Genomic DNA, 19,723 nt, shown 5'->3' with positions numbered 1-19,723 from the left:
AGTGTGCCCGATCTGCATCAGTTCCGGCTTCGCGCCACGCTCGCAAATGTTAGGCTTGCAAAGCGTGATTTAGTATGTCTTACTAACAAACATCAACCGGTTCCGAAGAGAACCATACAGGAGAGGGGATATGGCTCAAGCCCATCGTACCACGTCACACGTGCGCCTGCTTGCTGCAGGCAGCCTTGCCGCGCTCTCGCTCGGCATGGCGATGCCCGCCATGGCTCAGCAGGCGCAGGCACAAACCCAGGCTGACGAGAACACGTCGGAATCGGCACGCGAGATCGTGGTGACCGCGCAGTTCCGCGAACAGCGCCTGCAGGACACCCCGCTCTCGATCACCGCGGTCGACGCGCAGTTGCTCGCCTCGCGCAACCAGACCGATCTTGCCCAGATCGCGCAGCAGGCGCCGAACGTGCAGCTCAACGCGATGGGTGGCGCCTATGGTTCGTCGCTCGGCGCCTCGATCCGCGGCATCGGCCAGTTCGACTTCAACCCAGCCTACGAACCGGGCGTCGGCATGTACATCGACGACGTGTACTACGCGACGCTGACCGGCGGCATCTTCGATCTGCTGGACCTTGAGCGCGTCGAAGTTTTGCGTGGTCCGCAGGGCACGCTGACCGGCCGTAACGCCATCGGTGGTGCGATCAAGCTGTTCTCCAAGCGGCCGACCGACGAGACTTCGGGCATGGTCGAAGCCGTCTATGGCAGCCGCCAGCGTACCGATTTCCGTGCCAGCGCCAACTTCAAGCTTGCCGAAGGGCTTTATGGCCGCATTTCGGGCGTCTACAAGCACCAGGAAGGCTATGTCGACCAGCTCGATTACGGCTGCGTCTTCCCGAACAATGCACAGGGCATCGGCGCGCGTCCGAGCAGCGGTCAGGGCTGCCTGATCGACAAGCTGGGCGAGAAGAACTACGCCGGTATCCGCGGTTCGCTGCGCTACAACCCGAATGACTCGATCGATTACACGGTCATCGGCGACTACACGTACGAAAACCGCACGAATGCCGCTGAAGTGATCTCCTTGATCAATCCGGCCAAGATCAGCAGCACCTACCTGTGCGGCCGCTTCTGCACCTACGCAAACTTCTACGGGCAGGGCAACACGCCGCCCCCGGGCCTGTCGATCCCCGGACCGTGGGGTCAGGTGAAGGACGGCTACTACATGCCGAACCGCACCAAGTTCACTGGCTGGGGCGTTTCGGGCAACGGCACGTTCAAGCTCAACGACGATGTCAGCATCCAGTCGATCACCGCCTACCGCGAATATCGCCAGAAGTGGGGTACCGACGACGACTATACGCCGGACCTCAATGTCGTCGGCCAGGGCTACAACGACCTCAAGTTCTGGTTCTTCAGCCAGGAACTGCGTGTCAACGCCAAGCTCGGCGACACGGTCGACGTCACCGTGGGCGGCTTCTACTCCGACCAGCGTTCGACCTACTTCACCCGCCAGGACATCCGCTACATCGCGCCGGGCCTCAACTTCCAGTTCCTCGGCAACGACCCGGTGAACGCGGACAGCAAGGCCGTGTTCGGTACGGCGATCGTTCGACCGATGGATGGCCTGACCGTGACCGGCGGTCTGCGCTATACCAAGGAAAGCAAGGACTACACCTTCGTCCGCAAGAACTTCGACGGCACGGTGTCGTACTTCCTTGGCGCGCTTGATGGCGTGAAGGCGACGTACGCAGGCGACAAGGTCGACTGGCGCATTTCCGCCGACTACCGCTTCAGCCCCGAAGTGCTGGCCTACGTCACCGTGGGCACCGGCTTCAAGGGTGGTGGCGTGACCGCGCGTCCGTTCGACGCCGCGCAGGCCCTGAACGGCAGCTTCGATCCGGAAACGGTGACGGCATACGAAGCAGGCCTCAAGACCGACCTGTTCGACCGCCGCCTGCGCCTCAACATCGCTGGCTTCATCAACGACTACAACGACATCCAGCTTCCGCTGATTTCGTGTGCGTCGCTGGGTTCGAACGCGCCGTGCGGTGCGCGCCAGAATGCGGGTAATGGCCGGATCAAGGGCTTCGAAGTTGAAATGCAGGCCTCGCCGATCGAGGGCCTGGATATCGATGCCTCGCTCAGCCATCTGACTGGCAACTACAAGAACATCGACCCGCGGGTGGGCAACGCCATCCTGCTGACCGATCCGATCGTGACGCCGAACTGGAAGTACAGCTTCGGCATCCAGTATCGCGCCAACCTCGGCAGCGCTGGCTCGCTGACGCCGCGCTTCGACTATGCCCACACTGGTCGCACGAGCGCCGGTCGTCTGGCTGCCGGTCAGCCGATCGAGTACTTCAACTCGTACAACATCGGCAACGCCCGTCTGACCTGGCGGAACGAGGCCGAGGATCTGTCGATCGCGTTCGAAGTGCAGAACGTGTTCAACGAATACTACACGCCCTTCCGCTTCGCTGCAGTCTATGCCTTCACCGGCACGGCCTACAGCCAGGTCGGTCGTCCGCGCGAGTGGGCGGTCACGGTGCAGAAGCGCTTCTGATCCGTTTCAGGTTCATGGGGGAACGGGGGCGGTCAGCAATGGCCGCCCCTTTCTTTTGCGCTTGGCGCAAACCCTATCAAATGTTAGCGTTTGACCTACGAGCCGAATCCGGCCGCGAAGGGGAGAGATGCCGTGCTGACGCGCGAGGCCTATGACCGCTATGTCGCCGCGTTCAACGCGAAGGACTATGACGCGGTTGCCGATTTCTATGTCGATCCGCCGCTGATGACCTTCTTCGGCGTCGAAATCCGCTCGCGGCAGACGCTCAAGGACTTCTACGGCTTCCTCCACGATCACGTGAAGGAAAGCGTGACGGTGCTGAATTTCGCCTGCTCGGATACGCTGACCGCCATCGACGGTGTCATCCGCGTCGAAGGCGTGAAGGACCTCACCCGGGAGGCGCTCGATGCGCAGGGGCTGCACGGTTTTTTCCCGATCAGGGCGGGCGAAGTGCAGGAAATGCGACAGTTCATCTTCTATACGATCAACAACGGCCTGATCGAGCGCGTCGAGTGCGCGCTGGCGCAGGCTTGAGAGGACATAAGCCATGACACCCGAAGGCGTGAACGTCGCCCATCCCGACAAGCTGTACACCGGCGGCCAGTGGGTCCCTGCGCACTCAGGCCGGATGATCGACCTCATCTCACCCAACACCGAGCAGGTCGTGGGGCGCGTGGCTGAAGCCGACGAGGCCGACATGGATGCCGCCGTGGCCGCAGCGCGCGCGGCCTTCGACCATGGTCCCTGGCCAACCACGCCGCCTGCCGAGCGCATCGCTGTATTCCGCCGCATGGTCGCGCATCTCGAAACCCGCGTGCCCGAGCTCGCCAAGGCGTGGACCGCGCAGATGGGCGGGCTCGCCTCGTTTGCCGGCCCGATGCACGGCGGCAGCGTCATGGCGCTGGCACAGATCGCGGGCTTTGCCGAACAGTTCGAATTCGTCGAGCGCCGCCCGAGCATGGCCGCCGATACTGCGCTGATCGCGTATGAACCGGTCGGCGTCGTTGCCGCCATCGCGCCGTGGAACGGGCCGTTCGGGATTATGGCCAACAAGGTCGCCTATGCTCTGCTCACCGGCTGCACGGTGATCATGAAGCCATCGCCCGAAACGCCGCTCGAGGCCTATATCATCGCCGAGGCGGCCGAGGCGGCGGGCATTCCGGCGGGCGTCGTCAACCTCGTCACCGGGCATCGCGAGGCAAGCGATCACCTTGTCTGCAACGAAGGCGTGGACAAGGTCTCGTTCACCGGCAGCACTGTCGCGGGCAAGCGCATCGCCTCGGTCTGCGGCGCGCGCATGGCGCGATGCACGCTGGAACTGGGCGGCAAGTCCGCCGCGATCGTGCGCGACGATTTCCCGATAGATGCCGCCGCGAGGATGCTTGCGGGCACGATCACGATGATGAGCGGGCAGGTCTGCGCGATGCTGAGCCGCGTGATCGTCCCGCGCCACCGCCACGACGAACTCGCCGACGCCATCGCCGCCGAGATGAAGCAGGTCCGCATCGGCCATTCCGATGATCCGCAGGCGCAACTCGGCCCGGTGGCGATGAAGCGCCAGCTCGAGCGCATCGAGATGTATATCGAAGAGGGCAAGGCCACCGCCGATCTGGTGACCGGCGGGGGGCGTCCGGCACACATGAACCGCGGCTACTTCATCGAACCGACACTGTTCGCCAACGTCAGGAACGACAGCCGCATCGCGCAGGAGGAAATCTTCGGCCCCGTCCTCAGCCTGATCCCGGTGGAGGACGAGGAAGACGCGATCCGCACCGCCAATGCCAGCGCCTACGGCCTCAACGGCTCGGTCCTGACCACTGACGCCGATGCCGCCTACCGCATCGCGCGCCGCGTGCGCACAGGTGGCTTCGGGCAGAACGGCTTGCGCATGGACTTCGGCTTGCCCTTCGGCGGGTTCAAGCAATCGGGCATCGGCCGCGAAGGCGGGCCGGAGGGGCTGTTCCCCTATCTCGAACTCAAGACCATCCTGATCGACGGCATGCCGTCGGCGCTTTGATTCTCCGTTCGCTCATTCCCGTCCTCCCGACGCAGGCCGGGACCCATTAAGGTGCGGTGGTGCATGACGGTGAGGCCATGGACCCCGGCCTGCGCCGAGGCGACGCAAGTCTGGGAGGGCGATCGGCGCGCATTCCACCGCCCTCCACCACCCCGTCATCCCGGCGCAGGCCGGGATCCATTACGATGCGTTGACGCGCGACTGTAAGGCCACAGGCCCCGGCCTGCGTCTGGGCGACGGATCGTGAAGATGCGACGTGATCAGCGGATCGGGCAGTCCGGCGACAGGCGCATGTCGAGGTAGTTGTCCACGGCGCGCATCATGTCGTCCATTTCGTTCTCGAAGAAATGGTTGGCGCGCGGGATTTCGTCGTGGTGGATGGTGATGTGCTTCTGCGTGCGCAGCTTGTCGACCAGTTTCTGCACCGCGTTGGGCGTGACGACGGTGTCCGCCGTGCCCTGTACGATGATGCCAGAGGCGGGGCAGGGCGCGAGGAAGCTGAAATCGTACATGTTGGCAGGCGGGGCGACCGAGATGAAGCCACGGATCTCCGGACGGCGCATCAGCAACTGCATGCCGATCAGGGCGCCGAACGAATAGCCCGCGATCCACGTGGTGCTGGCTTCAGGATGGATCGACTGCACCCAATCGAGCGCGGCGGCCGCGTCGCTGAGTTCGCCAATGCCGTTGTCGAACGAGCCCTGGCTGCGCCCGACGCCCCGGAAGTTGAAGCGCAGCGTGGCAAAGCCGCGCGCGACGAAAGTCTTGTACATCGCCTGGGTGATGCGATCGTTCATCGTGCCGCCCGCCTGCGGGTGCGGATGGAGGATCATCGCGACCGGTGCGCGGGGGCGGGTGGCGGGCTGAAAACGACCTTCGAGACGGCCTTCGGGGCCGGGGAAAATGACTGCGGGCATTGCCTGTCCGGTAATCCTGTGGTCTGGCCCGGTCGGCACGGAATGCCGGGGCTGGGAATTGCGTTGACGGCTATATAGAAACCAACCCTTCGAAAGCAATCTTTCCGCGCATTTGCTGGGATTCACGTTGCCACAAAAACCGATCTACCTCGACCACGCCGCCACGACGCCGCTCCTGCCCGAGGCACTGGCGGCGATGCAGGAGGGTTTTCGCATCTGGGCAAACCCTTCGAGCCCGCATGCGGCGGGGCGCGCGGCGCGGGCGGCGCTGGAAGATGCGCGGGCCCGCGTGAAGGCAGCGCTGGGCTGGCAGGGCGAAGTGATCTTCACCAGCGGGGCGAGCGAGGCGCTTGCCATCGCCACAAAGAATGTTTCCCCGGGGAAACATATGGAGAACATAACCAGCGCGGTCGAGCATGAGGCGGTGCTTCGGCTGACGCCGGATGCCATTCGCTTGGGTGTCGATACGGCCGGGATGATCAGAATTTCCGAACTGGAGCAAGCGCTTAAGGCCGGAGGGCCGGCGCTCTTGGCAGTCCAGCAGGTCAATAGCGAAACCGGCGTGGTGCAGGACCTTGCGCCGATTGCCGCGTTGGCAAAGTCCTACACTTCGCTGTTGCTGGTCGATGCCGCACAGGGCGCGGGGAAACTTCCCTTGCCGCAGGCGGACATGATCGCGCTATCGGCACACAAGTTCGGCGGGCCGGTTGGCGTCGGAGCCTTGCTGGTGCGCGATTGGGCCATGCTGAGCCCGAGCGGCGGCCAGGAGCGCGGCTATCGCGCCGGGACCGAGGCGCTGCCGCTGGTGCTCGGCATGGTGGCTGCTCTCGAAGCCGGGAATCAATGGCTCAAGTGCGCTGCAGGTTTGCGAGATTCGCTGACGAATCAACTGCTTGAAAACGGGGCGGAAATTGTTGCGCCGGAGTCTGTGCGCAGCCCGACGATTTCCGCCTACCGCATGCCGGGCAAGTCGAGCGTAGCGCAACTGATCCGCTTCGACGGCGCGGGCATCGCCGTTTCCGCAGGAAGTGCCTGTTCCTCGGGCTCGCTGAAGGCCAGCCACGTGCTGACCGCAATGGGCCATCCGCATCCCGGCGAGGTCATCCGTGTCTCTATCGGCCGCGAGACGACCGAGGACGAGATCGCGCGGTTCGTCGAGATATGGAAGGAGATCATGGGATGATCTACCTCGACTATCAGGCCACCACGCCGCTCGCTCCCGAGGCGCGCGAAGCGATGATGCCGTGGCTGGCGGGGCCGGAAGCCATGGGTTTCGCCAACCCGCACAGTCCGCATCGCGCAGGGCGAGCGGCGGCGGCGGCGGTGGAGGTCGCTCGCGAGCAGGTGGCCGCGCTCCTCCCGCCGGGCGGGCGCGTGGTCTTCACCTCCGGCGCGACCGAGGCGATCAATCTGGCGCTGGCGGGATCGGGCCGAAAGCGCTTTGCAGTCAGCGCCATCGAACATGCCGCCGTGCTTGACACGGCGCGGGTGCTTGATCCCGAAGTCACGGTGCTGCCAGTCAATGGCGAGGGGCTTGTAGATCCCGCAGTGGCTGTTCCCGAAGGCACCAGCCTTGTCGCGGTGATGCAGGTCAACAACGAAATCGGCACCATCCAGCCGGTCGCGGAGCTCGCACGACGGGCGCACAACATCGGCGCGCTGTTCCTGTGCGATGCGGTGCAGGGGGCGGGCAAGATCGCCGCGCCCGATGGGGCAGACCTGATCGCCGTGTCGTCCCACAAACTCCACGGCCCCAAGGGCATCGGCGCGCTGTGGGTGCGGGCAGGGGTGGAACTTTCGCCGCTGATTCACGGCGGCGGTCAGGAGGGCAGCCTACGCTCGGGCACGCTGTCCCCTGCGCTTTGTGCCGGCTTTGGCGCGGCAGCGGCGCTGTGCAAAAGTCTGTCGGAAACCGACCGGCTTCATGTGGAAAAGCTGTGGACCAAGGCTTTGGCGCTGTTCGAAGGCTGGACTCTCAACGGCTCGGCCACCGAGCGCTGGCACGGCAATCTCAACCTGCGGCTGCCGGGGCTCGATGTGGCGCGACTGTTGTCGGAATGCCGCACCGTGGCATTTTCTGCAGGCTCGGCCTGTGCCAGCGGGTCGGGCAGGCCGAGCCATGTCTTGCGCGCGCTCGGACTTTCGGACAGGGATAGCAAAACCGCGATCCGCATCGGTTTCGGACGCTATACGGGGGATAAGGAGCTTGAAGAGGCGGCCGGGGCGATCAACGCCGCGGCACGCGCGCAGGGAGTCTTGTAACCATGGTCAGCGTCACTTTCGTCACGGCAAAGGGCGAAAAGATTGCCGCAGAGGGCGAAGCGGGCACGCGTTTGCTGGAACTCGGCCAGGCCAAGGGCATGCCACTGGAAGGCACCTGCGAAGGCCAGATGGCCTGCTCCACCTGCCACGTGGTGATCGACGCCGCATGGTTCGACAAGCTGCCGCCCGCGGTGGATGACGAAGAGGACATGCTCGACCTCGCCGCTGGCGTCACCCGCACCAGCCGCCTTTCGTGCCAGATCGAATTGACCGAAGCGCTCGAGGGCCTGGTCGTGCACATTCCTGCCGAAGCTCGCGACATGCAAGGCCGCTGACCCGGCCCACGAATCACCACTCCCTCCCCTTTCGCCCCGGCCCCGTCATCCCGGCGAAGGCCGGGATCCATCACGCTTCGGCAGCGCACGACAGCAAGATCATGGGCCCCGGCCTGCGCCGGGCGACGGATTGCTTAAGGCGCCAAGTCCGCGATCCCAACCCCGCCGTCATCCCGGCGAAGGCCGGGATCCATCACGCTCCGGCAGTGCACAAAGGCAAGGTCATAGACCCCGCCCGCGTCTAAGCGACGGCGTTCTTGATGAGAGGTAGGTCAGGCTCGCCTTTTGGTCTCTTGCCCACAAGCGCGTTTTGCGGTCGAATGGGCGCGAGAAGCTAGAGGACCCAAATGGCTGCGATCAATCTGCCGCGTGTGATCCGTATCGGCGGCGGGGCTCTGGCCGAGCTGCCTGCCGCAATGGCGCAGTGCGGGGTGTCACGGCCCTTTGTCGTGACCGACGGGTTTCTGGTCAGCTCGGGGATGGTCGAACGCATGACCGGGGTGCTCGACTCGGCGGGAATGACCGCCACGGTCTTTGCCGAAACCGTGCCTGATCCCACTGTCGCTGTCGTCGAGGCAGCGCTGGAAGCCCTGCGCGCCGCCGACTGCGATTGCGTGATCGGGTTCGGCGGAGGCAGCCCGATTGACACCGCCAAGGCAATTGCCGCGCTTGCCGTCGACCCGCGCCCGGTCCAGTCGATGAAGGCACCCGCCACAACCGACATCCCCGGCCTGCCGATCATCGCGGTGCCCACCACCGCCGGAACCGGATCGGAAGCCACCAAATTCACCATCGTCACCGACGAGGCCACCAGCGAGAAGATGCTCTGCGCCGGCCTCGCCTTTCTGCCGACCGTGGCGATCGTCGATTTCGAACTGACCATGGGCAAGCCCGCGCGGCTGACGGCAGATACAGGGATCGATTCGCTGACCCATGCGATCGAGGCCTATGTCTCGAAGAAGGCCAATCCCTTCAGCGATGCCATGGCGATCTCGGCGATGAAGCTGATTGCGCCCCATATCCGCACCGCATGTGCCGAACCCGGCAACCGCGCGGCGCGCGAGGCGATGATGGTCGGCGCGCATCACGCAGGCATCGCGTTCTCCAACGCCAGCGTCGCGCTGGTCCACGGCATGAGCCGCCCGGTCGGCGCGTTCTTCCACGTTCCGCATGGCCTTTCCAACGCAATGCTCCTGCCTGCGGCGACAGCCTTTTCCGCGCCCGCCGCGCTGTCCCGCTATGCCGATTGCGCGCGGGCGATGGGCGTGGCGCGCGCGGACGAAGGTGACCAGTCGGCAGTGGCTCGGCTGCTCGAGGAACTGGCAGCGCTCAATGCTGACCTGTCAGTCCCATCCCCTCGCGCCCATGGCATCAGCGAGGAACGCTGGTTCGAGGTCGTCCCCGAAATGGCACGGCAGGCGCTCGCTTCCGGATCGCCCGGCAACAACCCGCGCGTTCCGGAAGCGGCGGAAATCGAGCGGCTCTATGCCAAGGTCTTCGGCTGACGCCAGACTTTCGCATGATTGCAATGCCCTGCCGGATCATGCATAGGCTTGGGCCGTTCCTCCCCAGGTTCATCGGATTCGGCGCTGCGCACGGTTTGCGGGGCGTCGCTAATGTGAGCGTATGGACATGGGTGAAATGAACGGACGTATCGATCGCAGCGGCCTCAAGGTCGACGCCAATCTCGCCAGCTTTATCGACAGTGACGTGCTCGGGCCGCTCGGGCTCGATGTCGCGGCTTTCTGGCAGGGTTTTGCCGCGCTGGTCGGCCATTTCGCTCCGGTAAACCGCATGCTGCTCGCCAAGCGCGACGCGCTGCAGGCGCTGATCGATTCATGGCACCGAGAGCGCCGGGGCAAGCCCATCGACGCGGACGAGTACCGCGCATACCTGACCGAAATCGGGTACCTCGTGCCCGAGCCGGATGACTTCACCATCGGCACCCGGAACGTCGATCGCGAGATTGCCTGCATGGCAGGGCCACAGCTGGTCGTGCCCGTGCTCAACGACCGCTTCGTGCTCAACGCCGCCAATGCGCGCTGGGGCAGCCTATATGACGCCTGGTACGGCACCGACGCACTCGATGCGCCGCCCGCGCGGCGGGGTGGGTATGACAAGGATCGCGGTGCGGCCGTCGTCCGAGCAGGCCGCGCCTTCCTCGACCTGACCTTCCCGCTCGACGGGATGAGCTGGGCCGACTGGGATGGGACGGGCGCGTTGCCGCTGTGCGATTCCACGCAGTTTGCGGGGACCAAGCCCGGCGGCATCTTGCTCGCCAACAACGGCTTGCATGTCGAGATCGTGCTCGACCGCACCCATCCGGTCGGCGCTGACGACAAGGCGGGCATTGCCGACATCGTGATGGAAGCGGCGCTCACCGCCATCGTCGACCTTGAGGACTCCGTCGCGGCGGTCGATGCCGAGGACAAGCTGCTGGCCTATCGCAACTGGCTCGGCCTGATGCGCGGCGATCTGGAGGCGAGCTTCCAGAAGGGCGGCAAGACCATGACCCGCGCGCTTGAGGCTGACCGCGAATGGACTTCGGCTACGGGCGATGCAATCACGCTCCCCGGCCGCAGCCTGCTGTTCGTGCGCAATGTCGGCCACCTGATGACCAACCCGGCGATCCTGCTCGAAGACGGCAGCGAGATCCCCGAAGGCATCATGGACGCGGTGATCACCAGCGCCATTGCCGCCCACGACATCAAGGGCCTTGGCCGCCACCGCAACAGCCGCACCGGCAGCATCTATATCGTCAAGCCCAAGATGCACGGGCCGGAAGAGGTCGGCTTCACCAACGACCTGTTCAACGCGGTCGAAGACCTGCTGGGCCTTGATCGCCATACCGTGAAGGTCGGCGTCATGGACGAGGAGCGCCGCACGTCTGCCAACCTTGCCGCCTGCATCGCCGCGGTGCGCGACCGGATCGTGTTCATCAACACCGGCTTCCTCGATCGCACCGGAGACGAAATCCACACCTCGATGCAGGCAGGCGCGATGATTCGGAAAGGTGCCATCAAGGGCTCGGGCTGGATCGCCGCCTACGAAAAGCGCAACGTCTGCATCGGCTTGGCCCACGGCCTGTCCGGCAAGGCGCAGATCGGCAAGGGCATGTGGGCCGCGCCCGACATGATGCACGACATGATGCAACAGAAGATCGCGCACCCGAAGACCGGCGCCAACACCGCATGGGTCCCGTCGCCCACCGCGGCAACGTTGCATGCGATGCACTACCACCAGGTCAACGTCTTCGAAGTGCAGGAAAGCGTCGCGCAGGAAGCCACGCCCGGCCTCGACGCACTGCTGGCGATCCCGCTGGCAGACGGCGCGAACTGGTCCGAAGAGGAAGTGCGCGAGGAACTCGACAACAACGCGCAAGGGTTGCTGGGCTATGTCGTGCGCTGGATCGATCAGGGCGTCGGCTGCTCCAAGGTGCCCGACATCAACGACGTGGGCCTTATGGAAGACCGCGCCACGCTGCGCATCTCCAGCCAGCACATGGCCAACTGGCTGCTCCACGGCGTCGCGACCAACGCGCAGGTCATGGACAGCCTCAAGCGCATGGCAGCCAAGGTCGATGCACAGAACGCGGGCGATCCGCTCTACGAGCCGATGGCCGGAAACTGGGAAGAAAGCTTCGCCTTCCGCGCGGCCTGCGATCTGGTGTTCAACGGCGTGGAACAGCCCAACGGCTACACCGAGCCGCTGCTGCATGCGTGGCGTTTGAAGAAGAAGGCGGCGATGGCAAAGGTGGCCGAGCCAGCTTGAATTTGAAGGGGCGGGCCTGCGGGTCCGCCCTTACTTCGTCAGCACCCGCGCGATGGAGACGAACTCCTCCACGCTCAAGGTCTCGGCCCGCCGCTGTGCATCGATGCCGAGCACCTCCAGCGAGTCCAGCGCCCCCGGCAATCCCTTCAGCGACTGGCGCAGCATCTTGCGGCGCTGACCGAAGGCGGCTTCGGTGACGCGCTCCAGCATCCGCGCCGAGACGCCTTCGGGCATCGCGCCGGGTTCGACATGGATAATCGCCGACATCACTTTTGGCGGCGGAGTAAAGGCGCTGCGGTGGACCTTCATCGCGATGCGCGGAGACGCGCGCCACTGCGCCAGCACGGCAAGGCGGCCATAGGCATCGGTTCCGGGCGCGGCGACGATGCGCTCGGCCACCTCAAGCTGGAACATCAGCGTCAACGACTTCCACTGCGGCGGCCAGTCCTGCCCTGAAAGCCAGCCGGTGAACAGCTGCGTGCCAACATTGTAGGGCAGGTTCGCCGCCACGTGCCAAGGCCCGTCGAACAGCGTCGCCGGATCGATCTTGGTCGCATCCCCGCCGATCACCGTAAGCTGGCCGGGAAAGGCTTCCGACAATTCAGCGAGCGCAGGCAGGCAGCGCTTGTCCATCTCGATCGCAGTGACATTCGCGCCAGCGCGCAGCAGGGCACGGGTCAGGCCACCGGGGCCGGGGCCGACTTCAAGGACGTTCTCGCCCTTGAGCTTGCCAGGCACCCGGGCAATCCGGTCGAGCAATTGCTCGTCGAACAGGAAGTTCTGCCCCAGCGCCTTGGTGGCGAAGAGGCCGTGGCGATTGATGACGTCGCGAAGTGGGGGGAGGTCGGTCATGCCAAACCCCTCCGGCCTGCACATTCCCCCGCCATGCGCAGTGCCGCGATAGTCGGGCCGACGCGGGCCTTGCCGGTCCCGGCGATGCCGAACGCCGTGCCGTGGTCGGGCGAAGTGCGAATGATCGGCAGACCCAGCGTGACATTCACGCCTTCATCGAAATCGAGCGCCTTCATCGGTATAAGCGCCTGATCGTGGTACATGCAGATGGCCACGTCGTAGCCTTCGCGCGCCTCGGCGTGAAACATCGTGTCGGGCGGAAGCGGACCGAACGCATCGAACCCGGCCTCGCGCAACATGGCGACGGCAGGCGCGACGATCTCCGCGTCTTCGCTCCCCATACGCCCGTCCTCGCCGGCGTGAGGATTGAGGCCTGCCACCGCGAGGCGAGGGTTGGCGATGCCGAAGTCCCGCACCAGCGCCGCCGCAGTGATCGCCGCGCGATTGCGGATCAGCTCGGCGCTCAGCAAGTCCGGCACCAGCCTCAGCGCCACGTGGACGGTAATCGGCACGACCTTCAGGCTCGGCCCCGCCAGCATCATCACCGCGTTCTCTGCCGTCACCCCGCAGGCCTCGGCGACGAATTCGGTCTGCCCAGGATGATCGAAGCCCACTCGGGCAAGGAGGCTCTTGGCGATGGGGCCAGTGACCAGCGCCGATGCCGCGCCTGATCGGACGAGGCCGGTCGCGGTCGCCAGCGCGTTCAGGGCAAGGCCCGCGCCTGCGTCATCAGGCTCGCCCGGAGTGTAGGGCAGGTCGGCAAGGTCCAGCACCGGCAAGGCCCCGGCAAAGCACGCGGCCACTTCATCGGGCGCTTTCACCGTACACACCGGCACCGTGATGCCGCGCCGCCGCGCCGCTTCCTCGATTACGCGGGCCGAGCCGATCACGAAAAACGGCGGCAGGCCTTCCGCATCGCTCAGGGCCCATGCGGCAGCGGCAAGCTCCGGTCCGACGCCTGCAGGATCGCCGATGGTCAAGGCAAGGGGGGCGGTCATGGGTAGGAGCCTAGACGCTCTGTGCCACGCTGGCGAGACGCTCAAGCGTCGGCACCAGCTCGTCATAATGGTCAATCACCGCGTCCGCGCCAAGTTCATCGGCAGGCACATCGTTGAAGCCAAAGCGCACAGCAACTACGGGCATGGCCGCCGCCTTTGCCGCGCCTACATCGAATGTCGTATCGCCCACGAAGGCCGCGTTTCCACCGCCGCAGCGTTCGACCATTTCGTGGAGCATGTCGGGTTTCGGCTTGGCGCGGTGGCGGCCCAGCGTATCCCCGCCGATCACGCAGGCGAAGCGGTGCATCAGGCCCATTTCCTCGAACAGCTTCACCGCCAGCGCTTCGGCCTTGTTCGTCGCAATGGCGATCTTCACGCCGCGTTCGTCGAGCGCATCCATCATCGCCGCGCCACCGGGAAACAAGGTGGTGTGGTGCGCGATGTTCTGCCCGTAGAATTCGATCAGCCGCGCCTGCAGGCCGGGGAAGGCGTCCTCGTCCACCCCGCCCGATTCCGTCAACGCCGAACGCAGCATCTGCGCCGCGCCGCCGCCGATATGTCGCTTGGTCTCCTCCAGCGGCACTGGCGGCCGACCGGCCAGCGCCAGCGCATGGTTCAGCGCCACGCCCAAGTCGCGGCTGGTGTCGAGCAGGGTGCCGTCGAGATCGAATCCGACAATGTCATAAGGAAATTTCGCCATGGTGTGCGCAACTGGCCTCCCGTTCTGGAAAGCGCAAGAATTGTCTGGCAATGGTGCCCGCATGACCGACCAGACGCCTATCGCAACTATCGTCCTCGCCGCCGGAAAAGGCACCCGCATGAGGAGCGACCTGCACAAGGTGCTCCACCCGATCGCGGGCAGGCCAATGGTCAAACACCTGATGGCGAGCGCTGCGGCGCTGAACCCCGCACGGCAAGTCGTCGTCGCAGGCCATGGGCGCGAGCAGCTGGCAAAGGCACTCGGCGGCTCGGCAACGATTGCCGTGCAGGACCCGCAGCTGGGCACCGCCCACGCCGTCCAGCAGGCCGAAGAGGCGCTGGCCGGTTTCGAAGGCGACGTGCTGATCCTCTACGGCGACGTGCCCTTCGTCCGCACCGAAACGATGCAGGCGATGATTGCGCGGCTTCACGAGGATGACGCTCCCGCCGCCGTGGTCCTCGGCTTCGAACCTGCCGAAACGCTGCAATATGGGCGCGTGATTGCCGAGGGCGGGCGCATCGTGAAGATGGTAGAGCACAAGGACGCAACCGACGAGGAGCGCACCTGCCGCGTGTGCAATTCCGGCCTGATGGCGGTACGCAGCGCAGACCTGTTCGGCCTGCTGGCGCGCGTCGGCAACGACAATGCCCAAGGCGAATACTACCTGCCCGACGTGGTCAACATCGCGATTGCCGATGGCCGGACGTGTGCCGTGGTCGTGACGGACGACGCCGACGAAGTGGCTGGAATCAACTCCCGCGCCGAACTCGCGCAAGCCGAAGGCCGCTGGCAACAGCGCCGCCGGGCACAGGCCATGGCCGATGGCGCGACCCTGATCGCACCCGAGACGGTGTGGTTCGCCTGGGACACCGTGCTGGGCCGCGACGTGACGGTCGAGCCCAACGTGTTCTTCGGCCCCGGCGTGTCCGTGGCCGATGGCGTGACGATCCATGCCTTCTGCCACCTTGAAGGCGCAACGCTCGCCCCCGGCGTCCACATCGGCCCCTACGCCCGCCTGCGCCCCGGCGCGAAGCTGGAGGAGGACGTCAAGGTCGGCAACTTCGTCGAGGTGAAGAACACCGTGATGCACCGCGGTGCCAAGGCCAGCCACCTCACCTACCTCGGCGATGCGGAAGTGGGCGCAGAGGCCAACATCGGCGCAGGCACGATCACCTGCAACTACGACGGCTACTTCAAATACAAGACCACCATCGGCGAACGCGCCTTCATCGGCTCCAACTCGGCCCTGATCGCGCCGGTGAAGATCGGCGCAGATGCCATCGTCGCCGCAGGCAGCGCGGTCTCGCGCGATGTGGCCGACGGCGAACTGCGCATGGTCCGGGCCGAGCAACTGGTAAAGCCCGGCTGGGCCGACCGGTTTCATGATGCGATGAAGAAGAAGAAGGCGGAGAAGAAGGGCTGACACTCATGCCCATTGCCCAGATCAACGTCGCCCGTTTCCGCCTGCCCCGCGACCATCCGGCCAACGCCGATTTCATGGCCGCGCTCGACAACGTAAACGCCATGGCCGAAGCCTCGGACGGTTTCATCTGGCGTCTGGTGGGCGAAGGCAACAATGCGACCGATCTTGCGGCCATTCCCGACGATCCCGATTTCATCATCAACATGTCGGTCTGGCGCGACGTGGCGGCGCTCGAAGACTTCGCCTATCGGCAGGCGGATCACCGCACGGTGCTGGCACGACGGGGGGAGTGGTTCGACCGGATCGAGCCGTCCATGGCCCTCTGGTTCGTGGCCGAGGGGCACGTGCCGAGCATCGAGGATGGCATGGCCATGCTGCAGCGACTGGGCAGGGAAGGGCCGCAGGAGGCGGTGTTCACGTTCCAGTGGCACCGTGCGAACGTCGTCACTCGCGCCTGAAACCCGGGGCGGCCCAAGGCTTCATCACAGGCAAACGGAGCGGAGGCATTGCGTTCCGCGAAGGCGCTAATCGCGCCGGGCCTCCACGGCTGATGGGTAGAACATCGCCCTGAATCGCTCCAGAAACGCCGTCAGGTTGGCATGTCCTGCGATCATCGGCTTCATCGGGCTGGCGAAGTCCACAAAGGCGATATTGGCAAGCAGGCTGAAGACGACCGCGTCGGTCTCGGTTGGTTCTGCGCCGAAGAACCAGGGCCCGTCGCCAAGCAGGGCGGCTAGGGCATCGATGTCACGGCCGGCGATGGCTTGGATTTCCGCTTCGGCATGAAGACCAAGGCCATGGCCGTTGATCTGGGCTTTCACTCCCCGCCGCGCCATCGGGGCAAGCAGGTTGCGGATCGGCGACGGGATGCGGCCAAGGACCGTGCTCTTCAGGATCGGCCAGTTCTCCGGCCTTCGCCAGCGGTCATGAACCATGGCCCAGTAGAGATTTTCCTCGACCAGGCGTTGGATCGCCACCGCCGTGCCGCGTTGGGTTGAGGTGAGGGCGGCATCGGGGTCGACTCCGAACCGCTCATTCAGGTAGGCGATGATCAGCGTGGAATCTCCGATCGTCCGCCCCTCATGCTCGATCCACGGCGCCTTCCTCTTCGGCCCGCGAAATGGTGCGGCGGCCGTGATCGATTGATGCGCGATTCCCGTCATGCGCAGGAAACTGTCCAGCTTGAGGCAGAACGGGCTGACCGAGACCAGGCCCCAGGCGCCGGGCAGATGATAGACCTTGAGATCGGACATCGCTTCTCCCCCTGTTCACGATGCGACAACGAATCAGAGGTTATGCAGCGTCCATGATCGACGCAATCTCCCCTGGATAGCCGAGAGGGTGACTTGACGATAGCGCGATATCATATCATGATATCATAATGGCACGCATTCTCGCCGACCTTCCCGAAGTCGACATCGACTGGCTCGACGCCCGCGCGGCCGAAGAGGGCAAATCGCGTGCGGCGGTATTGCGCGATGCGGTCAGCGCATACAAGGCCAGTCTGCCGCTGCCCGGTCGGTCGGACTGGATCGTGCGCGGCGCAGGATACTGGAAGGACAGGCGCGACCTTGGCGATGGTCTGGATTGCCAGCGCGGGCTCCGTGCCAGCGGCCGTGGCGCACGCGCGGAAGGCTGACGCTTGTCCGATCCCTTCTTCGATACCTGCATCCTGGCCGACTGGCTGCGCGACGTGCCGCAGGCGCGCGCGGAGTTGTCGCGCTATCGCCGCCATCGTATAAGCCGCCTGGTCTGGGCCGAGATCCTCGCTTGCGAGCCTCTCGAGACGCGCGATCATGTCCGCGATTTAATCTTGCCGTTTGAAATCGTAGAGGTGGACGGGCGCATAGCGATTGCTGCCGCCGACCAGCACCACCGACACGGTATGCCCCTTCCCGACGCGATGGTGCTGGCGACGGCACAGATCAACGGCAGCATTCTTGTCACACGAAATACCAAGGATTTCCCGGCTAACCTGCCGGGCATCCGGGTACCCTATACTCTCTAAGCGAAAGCCCATCCCCCAATGTGCGGAATTATCGGAATCGTCGGCAAGGAACAGGTGGCAGACCGTCTGGTCGATGGCCTGCGGCGGATGGAGTATCGCGGCTATGACTCGGCCGGGATCTGCACGGTCGAGGACGGCCATCTGGTGCGCCGCCGCGCCGAGGGCAAGCTGGGCAACCTCGTGCTCGAACTCGCGCGCAATCCCGCCTCGGGCCTGATCGGCATCGCCCACACCCGCTGGGCCACCCACGGCGCCCCGACCACGAGCAACGCCCACCCCCACGCCACCGGCGAAGTGGCGCTAGTCCACAACGGCATCATCGAGAACTTCAAGGTGCTGCGCGACGCCCTGATCGCCCGCGGCCGCAAGTTCGAGAGCGAGACCGACACCGAAGTCGTCGCCCACCTTGTCTCCGAGCAGGTCGAGGCAGGGCTTTCGCCGCAGGACGCGGTCAAGGCCGTGCTGCCACAATTGCGCGGGGCCTTCGCCCTCGCCATCGCCTTCCGTACCCATGACGACATGCTGATCGGCGCGCGCCTCGGCTCGCCGCTGGTGGTAGGATACGGCGAGGGCGAGACCTATCTCGGCTCCGACGCCCTCGCACTCGCCCCGCTCACCCAGCGCATCACCTATCTCGAAGAGGGCGACTGGGTGGTCATCACCCGCGAGGGCGCGCAGATCTTCGACGCTGACAACAACCCCGTCGATCGCCCCATCGTCGCCTCGGGCGCCACCGCCGCCGCGATCGAGAAGGGCAACTACCGCCACTTCATGCAGAAGGAGATCTTCGAGCAGCCGGTGGTCGTGGCGCAAACCCTGCGCTCGTACTTGCGCCGGGTCGAGCAGACTGTCGCCCTGCCGCAGATCGACTTCGACCTCGCCAGCATCAACCGCGTCACCATCGTCGCCTGCGGCACGAGCTTCTACGCCGGCATGGTCGCCAAGTACTGGTTCGAACAGTTCGCCCGCCTGCCAGTGGACATCGATGTGGCTTCCGAATTCCGCTATCGCGATCCTGTGCTCGAGCCGGGCGGCCTCGCCCTGTTCATCTCGCAGAGCGGCGAGACGGCGGACACTCTGGCCGCGCTCAGGCACTGCAAGGCTGCAGGCCAGACAATCGCCGTCGTCGTCAACGTGCCGACCAGCTCGATGGCGCGCGAAGCGGACCTGCTGCTGCCGACCCACGCCGGCCCGGAAATCGGCGTCGCCTCGACCAAGGCTTTCACCTGCCAGCTTGCCGTGCTCGCCGCGCTCGCCGCGCACCTTGCGGTCAAGCGCGGACGCCTGACGCGTGCGGAAGAGGCCGAGATCGTCGAGCAACTGGTCGAAACCCCCGCCTGCCTCAACGCAGCGCTCGCCCATGACGAGGAAATTGCCGGGATGGCCCACCTCATCGCCCCTGCGCGCGATGTGCTCTACCTCGGGCGTGGCCCGGACTATCCGCTGGCCCTGGAGGGCGCGCTGAAGCTCAAGGAAATCAGCTACATCCACGCCGAAGGCTATGCCAGCGGAGAGATGAAGCACGGCCCCATCGCCCTGATCGACGAGGCGGTGCCGGTGATCGTGCTGGCGCCTTCAGGACCGCTGTTCGAAAAGACTGTCAGCAACATGCAGGAAGTGCGCGCGCGCGGCGGCAAAGTCGTGCTGATCTCCGACGCCGAAGGCATTGCCGAAGCGGGCGAGGGCTGCCTCGCCACGATCGAGATGCCACGTGTCCATCCCCTGATCGCGCCACTGGTCTATGCTGTGCCGGTGCAATTGCTCGCCTACCACGTCGCCGTTGCCAAGGGCACCGACGTCGACCAGCCGCGCAATCTCGCCAAGTCGGTGACGGTGGAATAAGCCCCTTCACAACAAAAATTGTCTCAAGGATCGCAAGGCCTTAGGCGTCGTTCGCCAAGGCCTTGCGCTTGCCAGCTGCCGTGCCC

At 65.2% G+C, this 19,723-nt stretch carries 18 protein-coding genes; 13 read left to right on the top strand and 5 right to left on the bottom strand.

Annotated elements, in window-relative coordinates; translation table 11 throughout:
* Positions 1 to 130 precede the first annotated feature (130 nt).
* The 3 genes from ACZ1JW_RS02090 (at position 131) to ACZ1JW_RS02080 (ending at position 4,529) form a co-directional block, all read left to right on the top strand.
* The gene (locus ACZ1JW_RS02090) at positions 131 to 2,512 is read left to right on the top strand and encodes a TonB-dependent receptor (protein ID WP_465125107.1); all 2,382 of its coding nucleotides are present in this window, start codon (positions 131 to 133) and stop codon (positions 2,510 to 2,512) included.
* 90 nt (positions 2,513 to 2,602) lie between these two features.
* A complete protein-coding gene (locus tag ACZ1JW_RS02085) occupies positions 2,603 to 3,046 on the top strand; it encodes a nuclear transport factor 2-like protein (RefSeq protein ID WP_465141774.1) in 444 nt (147 codons plus the stop codon).
* Positions 3,047 to 3,059: 13 nt separating this feature from the next.
* On the top strand, positions 3,060 to 4,529 hold the full coding sequence (locus ACZ1JW_RS02080; protein ID WP_465141773.1) for an aldehyde dehydrogenase: 1,470 nt from the start codon (positions 3,060 to 3,062) through the stop codon (positions 4,527 to 4,529).
* A 260-nt stretch (positions 4,530 to 4,789) separates the two neighbouring features.
* Here the strand turns inward: ACZ1JW_RS02080 and ACZ1JW_RS02075 are convergent, their stop codons facing one another.
* The gene (locus tag ACZ1JW_RS02075; protein WP_144902140.1) at positions 4,790 to 5,446 is read right to left on the bottom strand and encodes an alpha/beta hydrolase; all 657 of its coding nucleotides are present in this window, start codon (positions 5,444 to 5,446) and stop codon (positions 4,790 to 4,792) included.
* 127 nt (positions 5,447 to 5,573) lie between these two features.
* On the opposite strand from ACZ1JW_RS02075, the gene ACZ1JW_RS02070 reads away from it, so the two are divergent.
* The 5 genes from ACZ1JW_RS02070 to ACZ1JW_RS02050 all read left to right on the top strand — a co-directional run bounded on the left by ACZ1JW_RS02070 (position 5,574) and on the right by ACZ1JW_RS02050 (position 11,814).
* Positions 5,574 to 6,629, top strand: coding sequence for a cysteine desulfurase family protein (locus tag ACZ1JW_RS02070; RefSeq protein WP_465141772.1), 1,056 nt, complete (start codon positions 5,574 to 5,576; stop codon positions 6,627 to 6,629).
* Positions 6,626 to 7,708, top strand: coding sequence for a cysteine desulfurase family protein (locus ACZ1JW_RS02065; protein WP_465141771.1), 1,083 nt, complete (start codon positions 6,626 to 6,628; stop codon positions 7,706 to 7,708). Before ACZ1JW_RS02070 ends, ACZ1JW_RS02065 begins: the two co-directional genes overlap by 4 nt.
* Before the next feature lie 2 nt (positions 7,709 to 7,710).
* Positions 7,711 to 8,043, top strand: a complete 333-nt coding sequence (locus tag ACZ1JW_RS02060; protein ID WP_465125112.1) for a 2Fe-2S iron-sulfur cluster-binding protein — start codon at positions 7,711 to 7,713, stop codon at positions 8,041 to 8,043.
* 347 nt (positions 8,044 to 8,390) lie between these two features.
* A complete protein-coding gene (locus ACZ1JW_RS02055; RefSeq protein ID WP_465141770.1) occupies positions 8,391 to 9,548 on the top strand; it encodes an iron-containing alcohol dehydrogenase in 1,158 nt (385 codons plus the stop codon).
* Between the two features lie 136 nt (positions 9,549 to 9,684).
* The gene (locus ACZ1JW_RS02050) at positions 9,685 to 11,814 is read left to right on the top strand and encodes a malate synthase G (RefSeq protein ID WP_465141769.1); all 2,130 of its coding nucleotides are present in this window, start codon (positions 9,685 to 9,687) and stop codon (positions 11,812 to 11,814) included.
* A 30-nt stretch (positions 11,815 to 11,844) separates the two neighbouring features.
* On the opposite strand, the gene rsmA is transcribed toward ACZ1JW_RS02050, so the two are convergent.
* Genes rsmA through ACZ1JW_RS02035 form a run of 3 tightly spaced genes read right to left on the bottom strand, consistent with a single transcriptional unit; the run spans position 11,845 to position 14,364 of the window.
* Positions 11,845 to 12,666: a 16S rRNA (adenine(1518)-N(6)/adenine(1519)-N(6))-dimethyltransferase RsmA gene (gene rsmA / locus ACZ1JW_RS02045; protein WP_465141768.1), complete on the bottom strand. Its 822-nt coding sequence runs from the start codon at positions 12,664 to 12,666 to the stop codon at positions 11,845 to 11,847.
* Entirely contained in the window at positions 12,663 to 13,664 is a 1,002-nt protein-coding gene (pdxA, locus tag ACZ1JW_RS02040) for a 4-hydroxythreonine-4-phosphate dehydrogenase PdxA (RefSeq protein WP_465141767.1), read from the bottom strand. The genes rsmA and pdxA overlap by 4 nt, the downstream gene beginning before the upstream one ends.
* 10 nt (positions 13,665 to 13,674) lie before the next feature.
* The gene (locus tag ACZ1JW_RS02035) at positions 13,675 to 14,364 is read right to left on the bottom strand and encodes an HAD-IA family hydrolase (RefSeq protein WP_465141766.1); all 690 of its coding nucleotides are present in this window, start codon (positions 14,362 to 14,364) and stop codon (positions 13,675 to 13,677) included.
* Positions 14,365 to 14,425: 61 nt separating this feature from the next.
* Here ACZ1JW_RS02035 and glmU point away from each other — a divergent pair, with 61 nt between their 5' ends.
* Together glmU and ACZ1JW_RS02025 are read left to right on the top strand one after the other, a co-directional pair.
* On the top strand, positions 14,426 to 15,787 hold the full coding sequence (gene glmU, locus ACZ1JW_RS02030) for a bifunctional UDP-N-acetylglucosamine diphosphorylase/glucosamine-1-phosphate N-acetyltransferase GlmU (RefSeq protein ID WP_465141765.1): 1,362 nt from the start codon (positions 14,426 to 14,428) through the stop codon (positions 15,785 to 15,787).
* Positions 15,788 to 15,792: 5 nt separating this feature from the next.
* Entirely contained in the window at positions 15,793 to 16,245 is a 453-nt protein-coding gene (locus tag ACZ1JW_RS02025) for a DUF3291 domain-containing protein (RefSeq protein WP_465141764.1), read from the top strand.
* Between the two features lie 66 nt (positions 16,246 to 16,311).
* Here ACZ1JW_RS02025 and ACZ1JW_RS02020 read toward each other — a convergent pair whose 3' ends face one another.
* A complete protein-coding gene (locus tag ACZ1JW_RS02020; protein ID WP_465141763.1) occupies positions 16,312 to 17,040 on the bottom strand; it encodes a glutathione S-transferase family protein in 729 nt (242 codons plus the stop codon).
* Positions 17,041 to 17,168: 128 nt separating this feature from the next.
* On the opposite strand from ACZ1JW_RS02020, the gene ACZ1JW_RS02015 reads away from it, so the two are divergent.
* From ACZ1JW_RS02015 to glmS, 3 genes are read left to right on the top strand one after another with little or no spacing between them, the layout of a single operon-like run.
* Complete coding sequence (locus tag ACZ1JW_RS02015) at positions 17,169 to 17,426, top strand: CopG family transcriptional regulator (RefSeq protein WP_465125119.1); 258 nt, start codon at positions 17,169 to 17,171, stop codon at positions 17,424 to 17,426.
* Between the two features lie 3 nt (positions 17,427 to 17,429).
* Entirely contained in the window at positions 17,430 to 17,795 is a 366-nt protein-coding gene (locus tag ACZ1JW_RS02010; RefSeq protein WP_196276403.1) for a type II toxin-antitoxin system VapC family toxin, read from the top strand.
* 18 nt (positions 17,796 to 17,813) lie between these two features.
* Entirely contained in the window at positions 17,814 to 19,637 is a 1,824-nt protein-coding gene (gene glmS / locus ACZ1JW_RS02005; RefSeq protein WP_465141762.1) for a glutamine--fructose-6-phosphate transaminase (isomerizing), read from the top strand.
* Positions 19,638 to 19,723 lie beyond the last annotated feature (86 nt).

This window comes from Novosphingobium sp. BL-A-28-Hi1-0D, assembly GCF_055521755.1.
Note: the sequence above shows the minus strand (reverse complement) of the source record. Positions and strands in the feature narration are given on the sequence as shown.